Annotated in this window: 16 protein-coding genes; 6 read left to right on the top strand and 10 right to left on the bottom strand. The window is 46.8% G+C overall.

All coding sequences use genetic code 11. The features are described 5' to 3' along the window. Nucleotides 1-3: 3 nt before the first annotated feature. Nucleotides 4-2,349 carry an efflux RND transporter permease subunit gene (locus tag SAR116_RS01500; RefSeq protein WP_013045165.1) on the bottom strand — a complete coding sequence of 782 codons (2,346 nt, stop codon included), beginning with the start codon at nucleotides 2,347-2,349 and terminating at the stop codon, nucleotides 4-6. A gap of 174 nt (nucleotides 2,350-2,523) precedes the next feature. Continuing rightward, complete coding sequence (locus SAR116_RS13080) at nucleotides 2,524-3,129, bottom strand: TetR/AcrR family transcriptional regulator (protein WP_083775243.1); 606 nt, start codon at nucleotides 3,127-3,129, stop codon at nucleotides 2,524-2,526. 201 nt (nucleotides 3,130-3,330) lie between these two features. On the opposite strand from SAR116_RS13080, the gene SAR116_RS01490 reads away from it, so the two are divergent. Both SAR116_RS01490 and SAR116_RS01485 read left to right on the top strand, forming a co-directional pair. After that, nucleotides 3,331-3,969, top strand: coding sequence for an AzlC family ABC transporter permease (locus SAR116_RS01490; RefSeq protein ID WP_238531161.1), 639 nt, complete (start codon nucleotides 3,331-3,333; stop codon nucleotides 3,967-3,969). 2 nt (nucleotides 3,970-3,971) lie between these two features. Continuing rightward, on the top strand, nucleotides 3,972-4,313 hold the full coding sequence (locus SAR116_RS01485; protein ID WP_013045162.1) for a branched-chain amino acid transport AzlD family protein: 342 nt from the start codon (nucleotides 3,972-3,974) through the stop codon (nucleotides 4,311-4,313). Between the two features lie 58 nt (nucleotides 4,314-4,371). Here SAR116_RS01485 and SAR116_RS13075 read toward each other — a convergent pair whose 3' ends face one another. Continuing rightward, entirely contained in the window at nucleotides 4,372-5,301 is a 930-nt protein-coding gene (locus SAR116_RS13075) for a lytic transglycosylase domain-containing protein (protein ID WP_148212225.1), read from the bottom strand. 222 nt (nucleotides 5,302-5,523) lie between these two features. On the opposite strand from SAR116_RS13075, the gene SAR116_RS01475 reads away from it, so the two are divergent. The 4 genes from SAR116_RS01475 (at nucleotide 5,524) to SAR116_RS01460 (ending at nucleotide 10,197) form a co-directional block, all read left to right on the top strand. Further along, nucleotides 5,524-6,558, top strand: a complete 1,035-nt coding sequence (locus SAR116_RS01475; protein ID WP_013045160.1) for a 2,5-dihydroxypyridine 5,6-dioxygenase NicX family protein — start codon at nucleotides 5,524-5,526, stop codon at nucleotides 6,556-6,558. After that, nucleotides 6,558-7,340, top strand: a complete 783-nt coding sequence (locus SAR116_RS01470; protein ID WP_013045159.1) for an alpha/beta fold hydrolase — start codon at nucleotides 6,558-6,560, stop codon at nucleotides 7,338-7,340. Before SAR116_RS01475 ends, SAR116_RS01470 begins: the two co-directional genes overlap by 1 nt. 67 nt (nucleotides 7,341-7,407) lie before the next feature. Further along, complete coding sequence (locus SAR116_RS01465; RefSeq protein WP_041861029.1) at nucleotides 7,408-8,640, top strand: acyl-CoA dehydrogenase family protein; 1,233 nt, start codon at nucleotides 7,408-7,410, stop codon at nucleotides 8,638-8,640. 30 nt (nucleotides 8,641-8,670) lie between these two features. Beyond that, complete coding sequence (locus SAR116_RS01460) at nucleotides 8,671-10,197, top strand: class I adenylate-forming enzyme family protein (protein ID WP_041860699.1); 1,527 nt, start codon at nucleotides 8,671-8,673, stop codon at nucleotides 10,195-10,197. Nucleotides 10,198-10,301: 104 nt separating this feature from the next. Here the strand turns inward: SAR116_RS01460 and SAR116_RS01455 are convergent, their stop codons facing one another. The 7 genes from SAR116_RS01455 to iolE all read right to left on the bottom strand — a co-directional run bounded on the left by SAR116_RS01455 (nucleotide 10,302) and on the right by iolE (nucleotide 16,851). Continuing rightward, a complete protein-coding gene (locus tag SAR116_RS01455; protein ID WP_013045156.1) occupies nucleotides 10,302-11,165 on the bottom strand; it encodes a sugar phosphate isomerase/epimerase family protein in 864 nt (287 codons plus the stop codon). Between the two features lie 19 nt (nucleotides 11,166-11,184). Next, nucleotides 11,185-12,075 (bottom strand): NAD(P)-dependent oxidoreductase, encoded by an 891-nt coding sequence (locus SAR116_RS01450; protein WP_013045155.1) that lies wholly within the window; start codon nucleotides 12,073-12,075, stop codon nucleotides 11,185-11,187. Between the two features lie 103 nt (nucleotides 12,076-12,178). After that, entirely contained in the window at nucleotides 12,179-13,066 is an 888-nt protein-coding gene (locus tag SAR116_RS01445) for a class II fructose-bisphosphate aldolase (RefSeq protein ID WP_013045154.1), read from the bottom strand. 15 nt (nucleotides 13,067-13,081) lie between these two features. Next, the gene (locus tag SAR116_RS01440) at nucleotides 13,082-13,939 is read right to left on the bottom strand and encodes a 5-deoxy-glucuronate isomerase (RefSeq protein WP_013045153.1); all 858 of its coding nucleotides are present in this window, start codon (nucleotides 13,937-13,939) and stop codon (nucleotides 13,082-13,084) included. Between the two features lie 13 nt (nucleotides 13,940-13,952). After that, nucleotides 13,953-14,996, bottom strand: coding sequence for a PfkB family carbohydrate kinase (locus SAR116_RS01435; protein WP_013045152.1), 1,044 nt, complete (start codon nucleotides 14,994-14,996; stop codon nucleotides 13,953-13,955). Further along, nucleotides 14,996-15,886, bottom strand: a complete 891-nt coding sequence (locus SAR116_RS13070) for a phytanoyl-CoA dioxygenase family protein (RefSeq protein WP_013045151.1) — start codon at nucleotides 15,884-15,886, stop codon at nucleotides 14,996-14,998. Before SAR116_RS13070 ends, SAR116_RS01435 begins: the two co-directional genes overlap by 1 nt. 29 nt (nucleotides 15,887-15,915) lie before the next feature. Beyond that, nucleotides 15,916-16,851: a myo-inosose-2 dehydratase gene (iolE, locus tag SAR116_RS01425; protein ID WP_013045150.1), complete on the bottom strand. Its 936-nt coding sequence runs from the start codon at nucleotides 16,849-16,851 to the stop codon at nucleotides 15,916-15,918. Nucleotides 16,852-16,868: the final 17 nt, after the last annotated feature.

Here is a 16,868-nt window from a genome sequence, read left to right as displayed (position 1 = left end):
AGCTTAAGCATTTTGTGGTGCTTCCTTAGTACCTATTTCCGGGGCACCCACTGCTGGTGAGGTTTCTTTTTTATCCTTATCAAGGGCAATCAGCAATGCAGGGAGTAAGGTCATGTCGGCAATCAAAGCTATAACAAGGGCTATACCTGTTAACATTGCCATATAGCTGTTCACGCCAAATGTTGACTGCGCCAGAATAGCAAACCCAGCTGTTAAAATCACGGTTGTGACAACAAGTGCCGTTCCGACACCATTAAAGGCCGAAATGACAGCATCATGTGCTGATAGTTTTAGTTCGCGTCGTGCAATCTGATATTTGCTGAGAAAATGAACGCTATCGTCAACCACAACGCCAAGCGCCATGCCCGCAACAACAGCGACAGCCATATTGACCTGTCCGACAAGCAAACCCCAAAGGCCAAAGGCTAGAGCCGCAGGCAGCAAATTCGGAATCAGGCTGATAATACCAAGCCGGACATCCCGCAAGGCAATCAAAATAACACCACTAATCAGAAATACGGCAATGAGTGTCCCCACCAGCATACTTTGAATATTTCGCTCGGAAATATAGGCAAACATCACCGTAGGGCCGACAGCCGTCACGTTGAAATTAAGCTCATTCGCAAGGTAGCCTTCGGCACGGGCAATCCAGGCACGAAGTTCATTCGTAGTCATATCGTCAATTGTGACAATAACCTGTGTTGATGATTTGCTGATATCAAGTTGATTATTCAGATCCAAACCGAATGGCAAGGATAGCTCATATAAAAGCAAATATTGGGCAGCAAGTTCCCGCGTATCAGGTACCCGGTAGAAAGCCGGATCACCAGCGTTCAGATCACGGTTAAGTCGCTTAAATGTGTCCGAAATAGATTGTACGTGTGTTACGACAGACTCATTATGCGCCCAGGCGGTAAAATCAGATACTTTTTCTATAAAAGCCGGATCGCTAACACCATTAGACTCGCCAGCAGGCAAACTGAATTGCACCTGATTGGCACCTGTCAGATTGCTGCTGATCCAGTCAGTATCCTGACGATACTGGACCGATTCATCGAAATATTTGACAAAGTCATCATTGATTTCATTAAGCGGAATAAGCGCCAGAACACCGACTGAGATAACAACACTGACAGTTAGAACCGACTTGTAACGCGCAGCGACATAGACACCGAGCTTACCCATTTTATCATCAAGCTTTGCCAAAGTGGCTTTTGATTTCAGCGGCACAAAGCTGATTAGAATAGGTAATAAAACGATTGAATAGATCCAGGCAGCCATAACACCTATGGCTGTTATATTGCCAAGATCGTGAAATGGTGGGGAATCTGAAAAATTCATCGACAGAAAACCCAATGCCGTTGTCAGGCTGGTTAGAAAAATGGGCTTTCCATTGACTCTTATGCTGTATAGCAAGCTGTCGCGTTGACTATGCCCTGCCCGCATCCGGTTAAACATGCTTACCAACAAATGGATTGAGTCCGCGACAGCAAGAGTGGTGATAATCGTTGGTGCACTAGCCGATGGCGGCGTCAGGCCAATGCCCATCCACCCACCAGCGCCCATGGCCACCATAATACTTGGCACAACAACAAACAGCACCAGAACAGTTGCCATTATTGATCTAAGCAACAGATAAGCAACAATCAAAATGACCAAATACATGGCCGGCACCAATGTTGCCATGTCCAACATTGATGATTCCAGAAACGCATTATTCAGAAAAATAACGCCACCCAAGCGGATTTTGACATTATGTTTGGCTTCAATCTCGGCAGCCATTTCGCGCGCGGCGGCCGCCACTATGGCAACCTCATCTGCACTTTTACCCGGCATCTGAATGGTCGCATTTACAGATGTGGCTCGATGTTGCTTATCATGAATTTTACCTGCCAAAGCTGGCTCGGTAGTGCTCACACTATCAACCAGAGCTTGTTCATCAGCACCAATTGACATTGCATCCGTATATAGATCACGGACGATCAGGTCGTCACCTTCAACCTCGGTATGCTGGTAATTTGATAGGCTGTCAACGCGGATAGAATAGGGAAGTTGCCAGGCAATGTTGGTCAACTCCTCAACAGCGGCCAGCACCTCAGGCGCATTCGCTTTACCTGAAATTGGATCGACAGCAAAGTTAACGTTATCGATCTTGGTATAGGTCTGCTGGATTTTCTCAAATGCTTTAAGCTGTGGATTCTCTTTGCCAAAGAAAACTCTGTAATCATTATCAAAATAAAGAAACTGTGCGCCTGCAGCACCAAGCATGGTTAAAGCTGTGATCAGACCTAAAACTAGGAATCTATATTTTAGAATCCATTCACCATAAGAGTTATTTTGCTGTGACATGAGGCACCTTTACCAACATAATGATATTTGACCAGCACTCGGTAATGTGCATTTACCTAGAAGTAAAGACTTAAATACCAAATGGTACAAATATTTAAAAAATGTAAGATTAATGCTAAAAAAATAGGCACAAATGCCAGGATTCTGTAACAATATTTAGGTGAATATGGGCTATTATCGAACCACAGCACCAACAACCAAATCGCTTGTTGCGAGTAATTGTTCAACAGGAATATCCATTTTAACCATTGTATTCAAGGCAACAACATGACTGGTCAGATAAAGTGCCGCCTGATCAATATCAATACCATCTTTCAACTGCCCCTTGTCACGCGCATGTGACAATATTTTTGCCAATTGCTGAGGTTGCTGCTGCAGGTGCGTTTTCATCAAAGACTGACTTTTTGTGCCAAGGCGGTCAATCTCATGCAAGCAATCGCAAAACAGGCAACCATGCGGTGATGCATCCTTGGCTGTCCAAGCGGTAATAATATTCGAAAACCATTCGGTCAAACCATCACGTATATGCGCCTGCTCTCTCAGACAATCAAACTTATCAGCACTAGTGGCGAGATAGGACTCAAGCACATCATGCAATAAGCCATCTTCATTTTCGAAATAGCGATATAATGTTGGCTTTGACACATTAGATATACGTGCCACCTGATTTAACGAGGTCGCCAAAACACCCTGTCTCCAATATAGATCCAAAGCTGTCTGGATAGTTCTGTCCCTATCGAACGAGACGGGACGTCCATGTTTTTTTGGGGCAGATATCACTTCACACTCGCTATTGTCATATCTGTGTTATAAATCAATTATGCAGTTATTTACAATACTGGGTTTTCAGCCAACATTTATCTTTATGAGCGCATTTAACAAATGGCCGAAACGTCACCTCCAATAACCAAAGACAAAATAGCAGACAGGCTATGGCTAATCGGTATTAGGGACGCTGTTAATGTGCCTGGTTTTGCCCTGATGAGCACTATGATAGGCTTTGCCTCGATAGCGCGCGAAGCTGGTTTTGATGTCTGGATGACTATGGTAACGACAGCAACGGTCTTTGGCATGCCTGGACAAGTTGCTTTTGCCAGCCTTTTTGCTGGTGGTGCCAGCCTTCTTCTGATTTTTGTGGCGGTCTCGCTTGCCAATATGCGCATGATGCTCATGGTCATTTCTGGCAGTGATATTTTGAATTTATCTGCGCATAACCTACCCTTCTGGAAACGGCTTTTATTTATGCATTTCCTGGCGATTACCAGTTGGGCACAGATCGGTTTCAAAGCCCAGCAATATCCACCTCCTTTGCTTCTGGGCTATTATATTGGCTTTAGCCTAACCATCTTCACCTTTGCCATGGGCGGCACATTGATCGGCTTCTACATTGCTGACTGGATTCCTCCGGATATTTTGCGTTTGGTGATCTTTGTAACGCCGCTTTATATTCTGCTTCTGGTTATTAATGCGCGCCAAACGCTAAATCGTCTGGCCGCCGTCATTGGCGGCACATTATGTCCCCTTATCTATCCCCTTGCCGCTGATTGGAGCATTCTGATCGCCGGTGTGATTGGTGGTTCACTTGCCATGCTGATATATCGCCTCAGGGGATGGAAATAATCATGAACAATATTGATTACACATTAGGTGAAGCGTGGCTAGCCGTAGCTCTTGCGTGTTTAGGAACCTTTGGTTGGCGTTTGATCGGTGTTATTCTGGCAGGCCGAATTGCCACTGACACGCCATTGATGGCATGGATCAACAGCGTTGCTTACGCCATGGTATCAGGTGTTTTGATGCTCATTCTTGTCTATCCAACTGGCGTTCTGGCTACAACTGAGTTAGATCACCGCTTTATGGGATTATTCATAGGCCTTGCCACAATGATGCTGACAAAGAAGCTGTTTTACGCCCTATGTGCTGGATTAGGCAGTTTTGCAATAATTGTAACACTATATAATTAAATTATTACAATAATTTATACTTATATAATAATGCTGTATATTAATAAACTATTTATGCTTATCCTTGCTTTGCAAAACCTGCTCTAAATTCCAGCACCTTGCGCCAATTCTTGGCGATATGGGGTTGCCTTTGCTTTATCAAATCATCACCTGATGGTGCGGCAACTGGCACAGGCAATGTGCTCACAGCAACTGGCTTGCTTAGGTTCTTTGGCAGATTATGCTTAGCTTTAATGATGTTATTGTTTGGTTTAGCCAATGCGACTGAAGGCGACACACTATCTTTAGTTACAGAAGCAGGGCCTGAAATAGGTTCTGGTATCTTTGAAGCGGCAAGGGTTTTAAGGCCTATTTTGATCTTTGGTTTGGTTTGCGGTAAGGCTTTTGGTTGTGCCGGTATCGACATGGCAACATTAACCTTAGGCCTAGGCTTTGGCTTCGTTTTTGGCAAAGTCGATGGTACTGTTAAAACCGCCTTCATCAATTGTGGTGATGAAGGTAATTCATGGCCTTCTACCGCCATAACGGCATGAACTTTGCGCACATAGCGTTCATTTTTACTGGGGTCATTTGAATGATAATGGCGGATTGCCTGATCCCAGCTACCATGACGGTTACGCAGAATAATCAGGAATGACGCCGCATAATCCATATTGACATTGGGATCGAACATCTCGGCAAAATCACGAAAATTATCTTTATGCCATTTGGTATTAATCTGCATACAACCGACGTCAACGCTATTTTCACCATTGGCATAGCTGACCTCGACAAATTCAAGCGCGGATGCCTGATCTTCGAAAAACAACCCTTCAACGCCATCATTGACCGTCCATGGCCACGATCTGCGTTTACCATCAAGACCAATGCGTCCTGATTCAACCCGGGCTATGCCCTGCATGATACCAGACGGGATTGCATAGTCGATTTCCGCCTGTGCGGCCAGCGCCTCACAATCAACATCACGCGCCCACACATGTGACGACATGCCGAGATGAAGTATCAGAAATGCACATACATATTGAATGGTGTTACGGTTTTTAATCATGCGCAAAAAGAGCAACAAATGTGCCAAACACAACTTAAAACCCAATTTGCAGACAATTAATCGCTAATACAGCAAACACTGTCTTTCAAATACCAGCAAGATTGATAATATGATTGTCGAAAGTCGGTAATAATACCGTCTCGATTTGATGATGCAGGTAAAATGCAGGACAACCCCATTCAAAAACAATGGCTCGATGCTTTTGTATCTTTGTTTAGCTTGTGTAAAGCCAGCGCCAATGAAAAAATCATTGTTCTAATTGAGTCACATAGCCGTCACGTCAATATCATGCTGACCGAACTGGCATTACAGCAACTCAACCTTCCCTTTGACATTACGCGTACGCAAACAAGACCGGCGACATGCGCGCCTATTGTCCGTTCAACGGGCGCGTCTAATGTTCTTGATGGGGAACCGCATATTGTTGAAGCCCTATGTAAAGCCGATTTTATCATTGATCTTACAGTCGAAGGGCTCATGCATGCCCAGCCAACATCAGATATTCTGAAATCGGGCGCACGCATCATGAGCATTTCCAATGAGCACCCTGAAATTCTGGCACGCCTGCCGCTTGATCCGACGCTCAAAGACAGCGTCAAGCGCGCTGTTACAGCGTGCCGTATCGCATCTGAAATGCACGTCACATCAACCGCCGGCACAAATTTACGTGTGGCAATGGCCAACACCATTACGGTTGGCGTTTGGGGATGGACTGATCGTCCGGGGACTTTGGCACATTGGCCTGGCGGCCTCGTGGTCAGCTTTCCACACACAGCATCAACCAACGGCGTATTGGTCTTTAAACCAGGTGATATCAACCTGACTTTTAAACGTTACTTTGAGAGCGAAGTGCGGTTTCATATCACTGATGATTTTGTTACCCAGATTGATGGTGACGGCACTGATGCCTGCTTGATGCGCCATTATCTTGCCGGTTTTAATGATCCATTGGCCTATGCAACAAGCCATGTCGGGTGGGGACTAAATCCACATGCCCGATACGAAGCGCTTACCATGTATGACAAGGATGACTTGAATGGCACTGAGTTGCGCGCCCTTGCCGGTAATTTTCTATTCTCGACTGGCGCGAATGAATTTGCCAACCGCTATACAGAAGGGCATTTCGATTTACCGATGATGGATTGCACAATCACATTGGATGGTCAAAAAATGGTTGATGGTGGTGTGATCTGCTGATGTCACTCATAGCTGGCCATACATACAAAGATAGCGGCAGTTCGGGTCAGCCCGTCATCTGTCTTCACGGTATTGGCGGCAATGACACTAGCTTTGCCGCACAAAGCACCGGACTTGCCAATGATTTTAGATTGTTGGCATGGAATATGCCCGGATATAACGGATCGCACCCCCTCACCGACGTCACTTTTGAAAACCTCAGTAACAGTTTAATCGCTTTTATGGATGCGCTCGATATTGCATCTGCGCATATCATGGGGCAGTCAATTGGCGGCATGCTGGCACAAGAAATAGCCATACGGCATCCCGATCGCGTCCGATCTCTTATATTGATCGCGACTAGCGCCGCTTTTGGTGGCCGTGATGACAGTTTCAAGGATCGCTTTCTGGCTGACCGCCTAGCTCCGCTTGATAAGGGCAAAACCATGGCTGATCTGGCTACTGAATTTGTTCCTGAGATAACAGGATCGATTGCCAGCCAAGAAACCATACAAGACGCCATAATGGCGATGGCGGCGGTGCCTGAGGCAACCTATCGCCAGATTATAAGGTGTCTGACGACGTTTAACCGGCGCGATGATCAGCATCTTCTGACTATGCCCACTTGCCTGATTGCAGGTGAAGAGGATCAGAACGCTCCTGCCGCCAGCATGCAAAAGATGGCTACGCGCATTCAAGAAAGTCAATTTCACCTTGTTGAAAAAGCCGGGCATTTAGTCAATAGTGAAGCAAGTGATATTGTTAATGATATAGTGCGCGATTTTCTAGTGAATCAGGGATGAACATATAGTGGACGATTTAAAGCAAAGCAGTCTTGATGCAGGACAAGATAATCAGGCACATGCACCGATGTTTGACCCTGTTGACTGGAAACTAACCGATTTTGAAGCGCGCCTATGTCAGGAAACACGTGAGCTAGCATGTTCCAGATTTGCAGATCGTGCCCCGGGAATTGATCGTGAGGCACGTTTCCCAACCGAAAATTATGTCGATCTTCACAAGCATGATTTAATGGGCATATGCGTGCCTAAAGAGCATGGTGGTCGCGGTGCCGATCTGAAAGCCTATATGCTTGCGGCGGCCGAGATTGGGCGCTATTGCGGTGCAACAGCCCTGACCTTTAACATGCATGTTAGTTCATGCCTATGGACCGGCTTTTTAGCTGATGGGCTGGAGATGGACGATGACACACGGGCAAAACATAATGCGATGCGACAGAAACATTATGCCCGCATTCTGAATGATGGTGCCATTTACGCGCAACCATTTTCCGAAGGTGGCGCAGCAGCAGCTGGCCATGCCGCATTTGGCACAACCGCTTTGCTGGGCGATGGCGGCTGGATCATCAACGGTAAAAAGATTTTTGCATCGCTATCGGGACATGCCAATTATTATGGTGTTCTATGTACCGAACTTGCCACAGAAGATACAAAACCATCTCGATCTAACACAATGTATATTGCCATTCCGGCCGATGCCGAAGGTGTATCGGTTGAGGGTGAATGGGATCCACTTGGCATGCGAGGGACGGTATCACGCACTCTCATTTTCAAAGATGTTTTTGTGCCTTTCAGCGAACAGCTTATGCCTCGTGGCATTTACTTTCAGGCCGCAAAAAGATGGCCGCATATGTTCATGACATTGACGCCTGCCTATATGGGTATTGCGCAAGCTGCCTATGACTTTACTATCCGCTATTTACGAGGTGAACAGCCAGGCACACCGCCGGTCAAGCGCCGCATGTATCCGACCAAACAGCTTGCTGTGGCACAGATGAAAATCACGCTGGAACAAACCAAATCATTATGGTTTCAGTCAATTTCAGAAGCCTGCCCAAATCCAAGTGAGGATTCCCTGCATAGGGCGTGGGCCGCACAATATACGGTCATGGAAAACGCAAATGCGATTGCGCAACTAGCTGTTAGAACATGCGGTGGACAGGCTATGTTGCGTTCACTGCAACTTGAACGTCTATATCGTGACAGCCGGTGCGGTGCATTGATGTTGCCGTGGACGGCTGAATTATGCACCGATATGCTTGGCCGTGGGGCATTATACCAACCTGGTGAAAGCGATGCTTGAACATGCCATATGCTGAATTTGAGTAGCGGCATGCGTCTTGATGAATATATCTCTGTTGATCCTGACCATGATCATGCACGGCCAGCCAGCGCGATTGCTGTTCATTACGGTGATCAGATTATAACCTATGGCGATCTATGCGCGGCCATTGACCAGACAACGGCCTATATTCTTGCTGATGGTAAGCTCAGGCATGGTGACCGGATCGCCTATTATGGGATGAATAATCCGGAAATTTTCGTCATGCTTATGGCTGCCGCGCGGCTTGGTCTCATTCTGGTGCCGTTAAACTGGCGCCTATCCGCAGAAGAACTGGCCTATCAGCTGGCTGACTGCATACCATCATGGTTGCTGTTTGACGATGCGTTCAGCGATAATATAGGCCTGATAACCGATAATGGTTTGCTGTGCCGTTCTATTCCCATTGATACCGCCAATGGCCATCATGGTTTGCCATTATGTGATCTTCGCAAAGACAGCTGTCTCCAAGATCAGGCATTTTCCGGGTCGGTCGATGATCCGATTTTGCTGGTTTATACATCAGGCACCACCGGACGCCCAAAAGGCGCTTTGCTGGCGCAATCAGCTTTGATCACTAATGCGATGATGAGTCACCATGCCTATGACATGACAGCCGACGATGTTGTCCTAAATATTTTACCGTTATTTCATGCTGGCGGCTTGAATATACAGCCTCTACCTGCACTTCTGATTGGCGCGCAACTTGTTTTACATCAAAAATTTGATCCGGCTGAAACGCTGGCAACAATCGCATCATCAAAAATCACCTTGATCAATTGCGTGCCAACTATTCTAACAGCTCTAGTCACATATGAAGATTGGCAAAAAAGCGATATATCCAGCCTTAGGATGGTCTCGATTGGATCAACTGATGTTCCCCTGGCACTGATCAATGCGGTTCATGATCGTGCTATCCCTTTGGTGCAGATCTATGGTGCGACAGAAACTAGCCCCATTGCGATTTATCAAACACAAGACAACGCATTTGCAAAGGCAGGGTCGATCGGCAAAGCTGGCAAATTATGCGCGATCCGGCTGGTTGACGAACAAGGCGTCGATGTCGCTACTGGCATGAATGGCGAAATATGGGTCAAAGGAAATAATGTACTGACGCGCTATTGGAATAATGCGGACAGTACAGCCGCGTCCCTTACTGATGGGTGGTTCCATACTGGAGATGTTGCGCGAATTGATGAAAATGGCTTTTACTGGTTTGTTGGGCGCACCAAACATTTGATAATTTCGGGCGGTGAAAACATCTATCCAGCCGAACTCGAACGTGTTTTGTTTGGACATCCTGATCTGGTCGAGTTTGTCGTTATTGGCCGTGATGACAGCAAATGGGGCGCTGTGCCTGTTCTGGTAGCCGTGCGCAATACCTCGCGCCAGCCTATTTCAAAACAAGATATCCTCGACTATTTTGATGGCAAGCTAGCCCGTTATAAAATGCCCAAGGACGTTATCTTTGTTGACGCTCTTCCCCGCAACTCGCTTGGGAAAATCATTACCGATAAAATTGCTGGCCTTATTGCCTAGCATATGACCACAAAATATAACTTTTCGATGACATAACCAGACACAACAATATACCAACCGACCAAACGGGGGCATATGGTGCCCCCATTTGTATCATATGATGATTATGCAAAATGGGTTTTGAACAGATCAACACATTTGCGGAAACCATTCTCAAAATCGCCATCGCCAGTATGATAAACGCTTTCAAAGGAAATCACACCATCATAGCTATTGTCCCGCAAAGCTTGCGCCATAGGCGCGAATAACGGTGCCAGTTGACCGGTACCCATTTCGCGCACTTCAAGCGTTGCCTTAGGTGTATCAACCAGAACATCCTTGATATGCAGATGCCCCAGATAGCCATCCTTGACGGTTTCAAAACCATCTGGATATGCCAGTTCATGACACCAGCAATTATTGCCTGGGTCCCACAGCACTTTTAAAACATCCTTGGCATCGAGTTCATCAATCAACTTGCAGGCGGTATAGTTTGAATTAACCATCGTTCCGTTGCCTGTTTCGACAACAAGCTGAACACCCTCAGCACGCGCTAATTCAACAGCTGGGGCGATCAAAGGCGGCAAACTATCCCACGCGCCTTTGGCGACGTTCCATTTTTCAGCCCCATGATGCCCCCACAGAATTTGTTCTTTCTTTGACGTCATAATCCGTACCAAAGGTGACCCAAGCTGATGTGCCATATCGATAACCCGCTTCAGGGCCTCCATATGCCGGACATGGTCGGCATCACCAGGCTTGTTCTGAGTTGTCATGCCAGCGAAAATATGCCGTGAAAGACAGGACACCGGCTTATTGTGCTTTTCAAGCAGATCCTTGATTTTGGCGATTTCCTGAACATCATGATCGCCAACCTCCTTGTCCCATACAAATTGCAGCTCAGCATACTCAAGATCAAACTCACTCATCACAGTCAGAGCATGGTCAAGATCACGGCTTATACCATCACAAATAACACCTAATTTCATTTTACTCTCCAATAACTAACTAACGATGCAACTCAGCACCGACAATATCTTCCAAAACGCGTGTTACAACCCAATTATCACCGTCCGGGTATTTGGTTTTACCAGCATGAAACAACTGCATGGCTGTCGAAGCTGTATGTAAGGGGACACCTAATTCTTCTCCAAGAGCCAATGAAATGGTCAGATCCTTATGCATCGTCGCAATATGACTTCCGGTGCCTTCGAACTGGCGATCTATGATCTTTTGCAATGCGTTATTGGTAATGCCGCTTGACGCCCCAGACGTCGAGAATACGTTATAAAGAATTTCACCGGGCACACCGGCTTTGGCTGCTAATGTTGCGGCTTCGAATGTTGCCGCGAAAATTGAACCAATCAACGACTGCAAACATGCTTTGACAATCTGTCCAGCCGGTGCCGCATCACCTACTTTGTGAATTGTGCCAGAAACAGCCTCCATAAAGGGGCGGCACCTTTCCATTGCTTCATCATTGCCAGCCGCCATCATCGTCAATGTGCCACCTTGTGCACCCGGAAATCCGCCACTAACAGGACTATCGATAAGATTAACCCCTGTACCTTCAAGGCCTGTCGCGATTTCCAAAGCTTCAGCAGGTTTGATTGTAGCTGTCAATATGATGCTTGATCCATGTGGTATTTGTGCGGCTAATCCATCATCGCCAAAAATCACGCCCTTTGCCTGAGCGCCTGTCATGACCATAACGAAAACAGCCGCCGCATCCTGAGCCACATCGGCCAGTGACTTTGCGGCTGTCCCGCCCATAGCCACGAAATCTTGCATACGCTTTTCCAAAGTATCGATGCCATGAACATCAAATCCGCCAGCAATAAGGTTTTTGGCGATGCCACTTCCCATATCACCGATTCCAACAATTCCTATTTTTGTCATAACACCCACCTTATTTATTGTTGTTATATTCAGCCATTGCGTGATGCAAATAGCTTTTGAATATCAGTTAGTCATTGATTTATGTATCTTGCATTGATGCGTATCAAGGTGCACCGAACTCGCGCATAATGTCCATTGTTGCTTTTTGCATTGGTGTTATTACCGCACTTAAAATGCCAATCCGGTCAAATTGCGTGGGGTTTTCATCAAGCGTGTGACGCAATGCAGCACCAAATCGCTGACGAAGTTCAGTGCCTATATTATATTTACAGATAGATGTTGTACGCGCCAGATCAGCGCGCACCGTGCGTGGAATACCACTTCCACCATGCAAAACCAGCGGTACAGTTTGTCGATCTATACTGTTTGCCTGAAACGCGTTTATGATTGCATCCTCAATTAGCGCCAGCGTTTTGCGGTCAATTTCACATTTGCTATCTGTTTGCAGGTGCACATTACCAATTGAGATGGCTAGCGCATCAAGGCCGCTATCCACACATAATTTAGCCGCTTCATAGGGGTCGGTGCTATGCGATAAAGTAGCGGTGGCATCCTGCTTTGCGTCATCACTATATCCGACAATGCCTATTTCACCTTCGACACTGACGCCTGCCGGATGTGCCATGCTAACGACTGCACGCGTTGCGTCTATATTCTCCGCCAGGGATAAATCCGAACCATCGAACATCACCGATGTAAAACCATGCTCGATGCCTGCCTGGCACTCCTCTAGGCTCCGCGCATGGTCAACATGACAGACAACCGGTACCGACGCATTATCAGCCAGATGACGGAACATTTTTCCCAGAACAGGCAACGGCGTATGCCGACGACAGCCTGGGCCAGCTTGCAGAATAACCGGTTGACCAAGCTGTTCGGCAGCGGCAACAAAGGCGACGGCATCTTCCCACCCAAGCACAACAAGACCTGCAACAGCATAATGCCCAGTCAGAGCAGGTTCGAGAACATCCGTTAAATTGACAGCGGGCATTGTTAATCCATCCGACTATTTGAATTTGGCAATCATATCTTTGATGCCCGGAATCACTTCAATTTGCCAGGCATGTTCAGGTTGGAAATATTGTACCAGAGGTCGCTGACTCAAACCGCCAAGGATGGTGAAATAATACATCTCATAGCCTGGCGCGACAACACACGGATGGTAGCCGGACTGGATCGCAAAAGTTGATCCGTTGGTTATATGAAACGCATCGCCCTGCCCGCCATCTGCGGGCTGTAATAATTGCATGCCAAAACCGAAATCTGGACGGAACCGGAAGTTATACACCTCATCATGGCGGGTTTCATCGGGCTTGCGGTCGGTATCATGCTTGTGAGGTGGAAAACCGGACCAGCCACCTGTGCCAACGGTAAATAATTCTGATACAAGCAAGCGCCCAACCTTATCAGCCTGTTTTTGCCCCAGAATATGCTTAATCTTGCGATGTGTCTTGGTATCATCCGAACCATATTGAACCAGATCAATTTCATCACGCCGTACAGCAAAAGGCGTCAATGTCTCGGCAAATTGGGCACCAGCTATGAATATTTCCGCATTGTCGCTTTGGCATGTGAGATGCGCCGTCATACCTGTTGGTACATAGACCGCTTCAGGTTCGCCATCCCATACATCACTGCCACGATTACCAATCTTGTCAAAATGAAGGTCTGCAGTCCCTTTTGCTGCAATAGATATGTCGATACAACCCGTAGCGGGTACAATACAGGTTTCATAGTCTGGCACCGCATAGGTAAAGCTCTCACCCTTGGATAATTTGACAATATTAAAATAGGTCAACGGCACCGATGCATGATGCGCATCAATAATTGGCTTATTATTATTTTCATGCGGTGGAATATGCATAATCTATCTCCATCTATGTAGCGCCAAATTCGCTGGCTGTATTTTGTGCCATGAAACTGTCCAACGTATCTTTATCAGGCATAGCAGACGCACATCCCGGCCGTGACACCACCATAGCCGCCGCCGCCGACCCACGAATAACAGCATCATCAAGCGAAACCCCCGCATGAAGCGCGGCTAGAAAAGCCCCCATAAAAGAGTCCCCTGCACCAAATGGTTTAGCTATCGACACATTAAAAATTCCATATTTTGATATAGTTATATCCTTATTTTCATGCTCTGTATCAATATATAACGTTTGACATCCGGCAGCACCTTGCTTGTATAAAACCAGACCAACATCACCAGCCAACCCCGAAGCATAAGACATACCGCCCTGTTTTGTACCCGTTGCCAGCACATCAAATTCATCATCATTGCCAATAACAATATCGCAAAGAACCGCGAATTCTCTGCCAATATGGGCGGCATCTTCAACGCTTTGCCAGGCATCCCGCCGATAATCAATATCAAAGATAACTGGGCAACCAGTCGCATTAGCCTGTCTGGCGGCGGCAAAGACAGCGTCACGTGAAGGATTAGCTGACAACGCCGTTCCGGTTACAACCAAAGCCGCTGTATTATCATAATCAAGTGAAGCAACATCATCTTCACATAACAGTAAATCCGCCGCATCGTTTCGATAAATCACCACCTCGGCATCATCTGGACGGGTTTCGGCAATCGCCAGCGAATTTCTTGCCAACCTTTCATGCTTACCATTAGAAAATCTTAGGCAATCGGTATCAACACCATAATGTTCTAGGCGTGTTTTGGTAAAAACCCCCACAGGGTCAGCAGATAGCACCGTGACTAAGGCGGCAATTTTCCCATGTCTGGCCAGGGCGACAGCTATATTGCCCGCCGAGCCACCAAGATCGGCACTGAAATGCGTTGCATCTTTGGTCTTGGTGCCAACTGGTTCTGGATATAGATCGAGTCCAGCGCGACCTACGCAAAGAAAACGACCGTTTTGCATACGCGCTAGCAACGCTTCCAGATGTTTGAATTTTGGCATCAAAATACCTTTTTCTGTGTATCCCGATTAGGATCGTTATTATCGGCTGTTTCAGCACGCAAAAAGGCAAAGGTGATATCCTCGGTTCCTTTCCACGCATAAGGATCGACACCGCAAACAAGCATAATATCGCGCATATCGCGGGTTGGTGCGATCCGGCCATCCCAATCCCATGGCAATAATGAATTGGCGCTCATATAGTGATTGACCAATGAACGACGAAACGTCCCCTTCTCTGCCTTATTCGGTAAACTTCGATGATGCAGATAGCCGTTAAATACAATTGCTGAACCGCGCTTGACCTCTACGGGCACACCAGCGTCAGCGTCATCCGGGGTGCCGACTAACTGGTTTCCCTCGTCAAAATCAGACGATCCGTGCGGCGCGGTATCATAAATCACACGGTCTTTATGACTTCCCGGACGTACCCAAAGACACCCATTTTCAACGGTTGCATCATCAAGCGCAATCCACAAACCAGTCAGCGAGCAGTCGCGTGTGGGAATAAAATGTTCATCCTGATGCCATGCCTGTCCGGGTTTTCCCGATGGCTTGATAAACAGCATTGACTGCATTGCTTTTACGTTTGGACCAATTAGATAGCTCAGAGCTTCGGCAATACGCGGATGCGCGATATAATTATCGCGTATCATAGGCGATGCTTTATGAGGGAATTGAATTGTCAGTACACGCGATAAAATGTCGTTATCATCTAGGTTATCACCAAGTAAATGCTTGTTTTCGGCAATACCTCGCACAGCACCCCGCTTGCCTCGGCAAATCTGCGCTGTTTCGGCAAGCAAGTCGTCAATTTCGTCCGGGCGAAGCAAATTATCGATGACGTAAAAACCATCACGATCATATTCGGCTTTTGCGCGCACCCAATCCATATTTTCCTCAGTCCTTCCCAGATTTGCCCCTAATATGTTACACCATATCCGGCTTTAGTCAGCGCCTCCATTAGCGCGTCATAGCCTTTTTTTGCATAAACAAGGGGATTAGCTTTAATCGGATCTTGCTCAGCCTCGACAATGACCCAGCCCTCATAACCTACATCTGCCAGCCGCTGCATCACGTCATGATAATCGATCATGCCATCACCTGGCACAGTAAAGACACCATCAAGCACACAATCAAGAAACGACTTTTCGTCACGGTCAATACCAGCCAATATATCTGGACGAATATCCTTGGTATGGACATGGTTGATACGTTGTCCATATTTGCTGATTACTGACGCATTATCACCGCCAGCAAAGACCAGATGTCCGGTATCAAGCAGTAAATTCACTGCCTCACCCGTATTGTTCATCATGGTATCAATTTCGGCTTCACTTTCCACCGCAGTGCCCATGTGATGATGCAAGGTCAATGGTACGCCGTAATCAGCACAATATTCAGCCAGCAAAGTCAGATTGCGGCCATAAGCAACAGCATCGAAGTCAACCAGCTTGGGCCGTGATGCCAAAGCGCGGCTTTGCTGATTCTGAACAGTTTCAAAGGTCTCACCATAAACGATCACCGCCGCCCCGACATTACGAAATAGTTCGAGTTGTGGCGTAATACGACGTTTTTCAGACTCAATATCATTCGAAATCATGGTGCCTGAATACCATCCAGATACCAGTGCCAGATCATGTGATCCCAAGACCGAACCTAATTCAACCGCATTACTGGGGAATTTTCCACCTGTCTCGGTGCCTGTAAATCCAGCCTCACGAGTCTCTATTAGGCAGGTTTCCAAAGATGTGTCGCCACCAAGTTGTGGCAAATCATCATTGCTCCATGAGATAGGGGACATGCCAAGGCGAACATTAAGCCCGCTGGCAGAGGGGGATATAATCGTTGATGACATAAAGCTATCCTTAATAA

It is taken from the genome of Candidatus Puniceispirillum marinum IMCC1322 (assembly GCF_000024465.1).
In the GTDB taxonomy this organism is placed as follows: Bacteria; Pseudomonadota; Alphaproteobacteria; order Puniceispirillales; family Puniceispirillaceae; genus Puniceispirillum; species Puniceispirillum marinum.
Note: the sequence above shows the minus strand (reverse complement) of the source record. Positions and strands in the feature narration are given on the sequence as shown.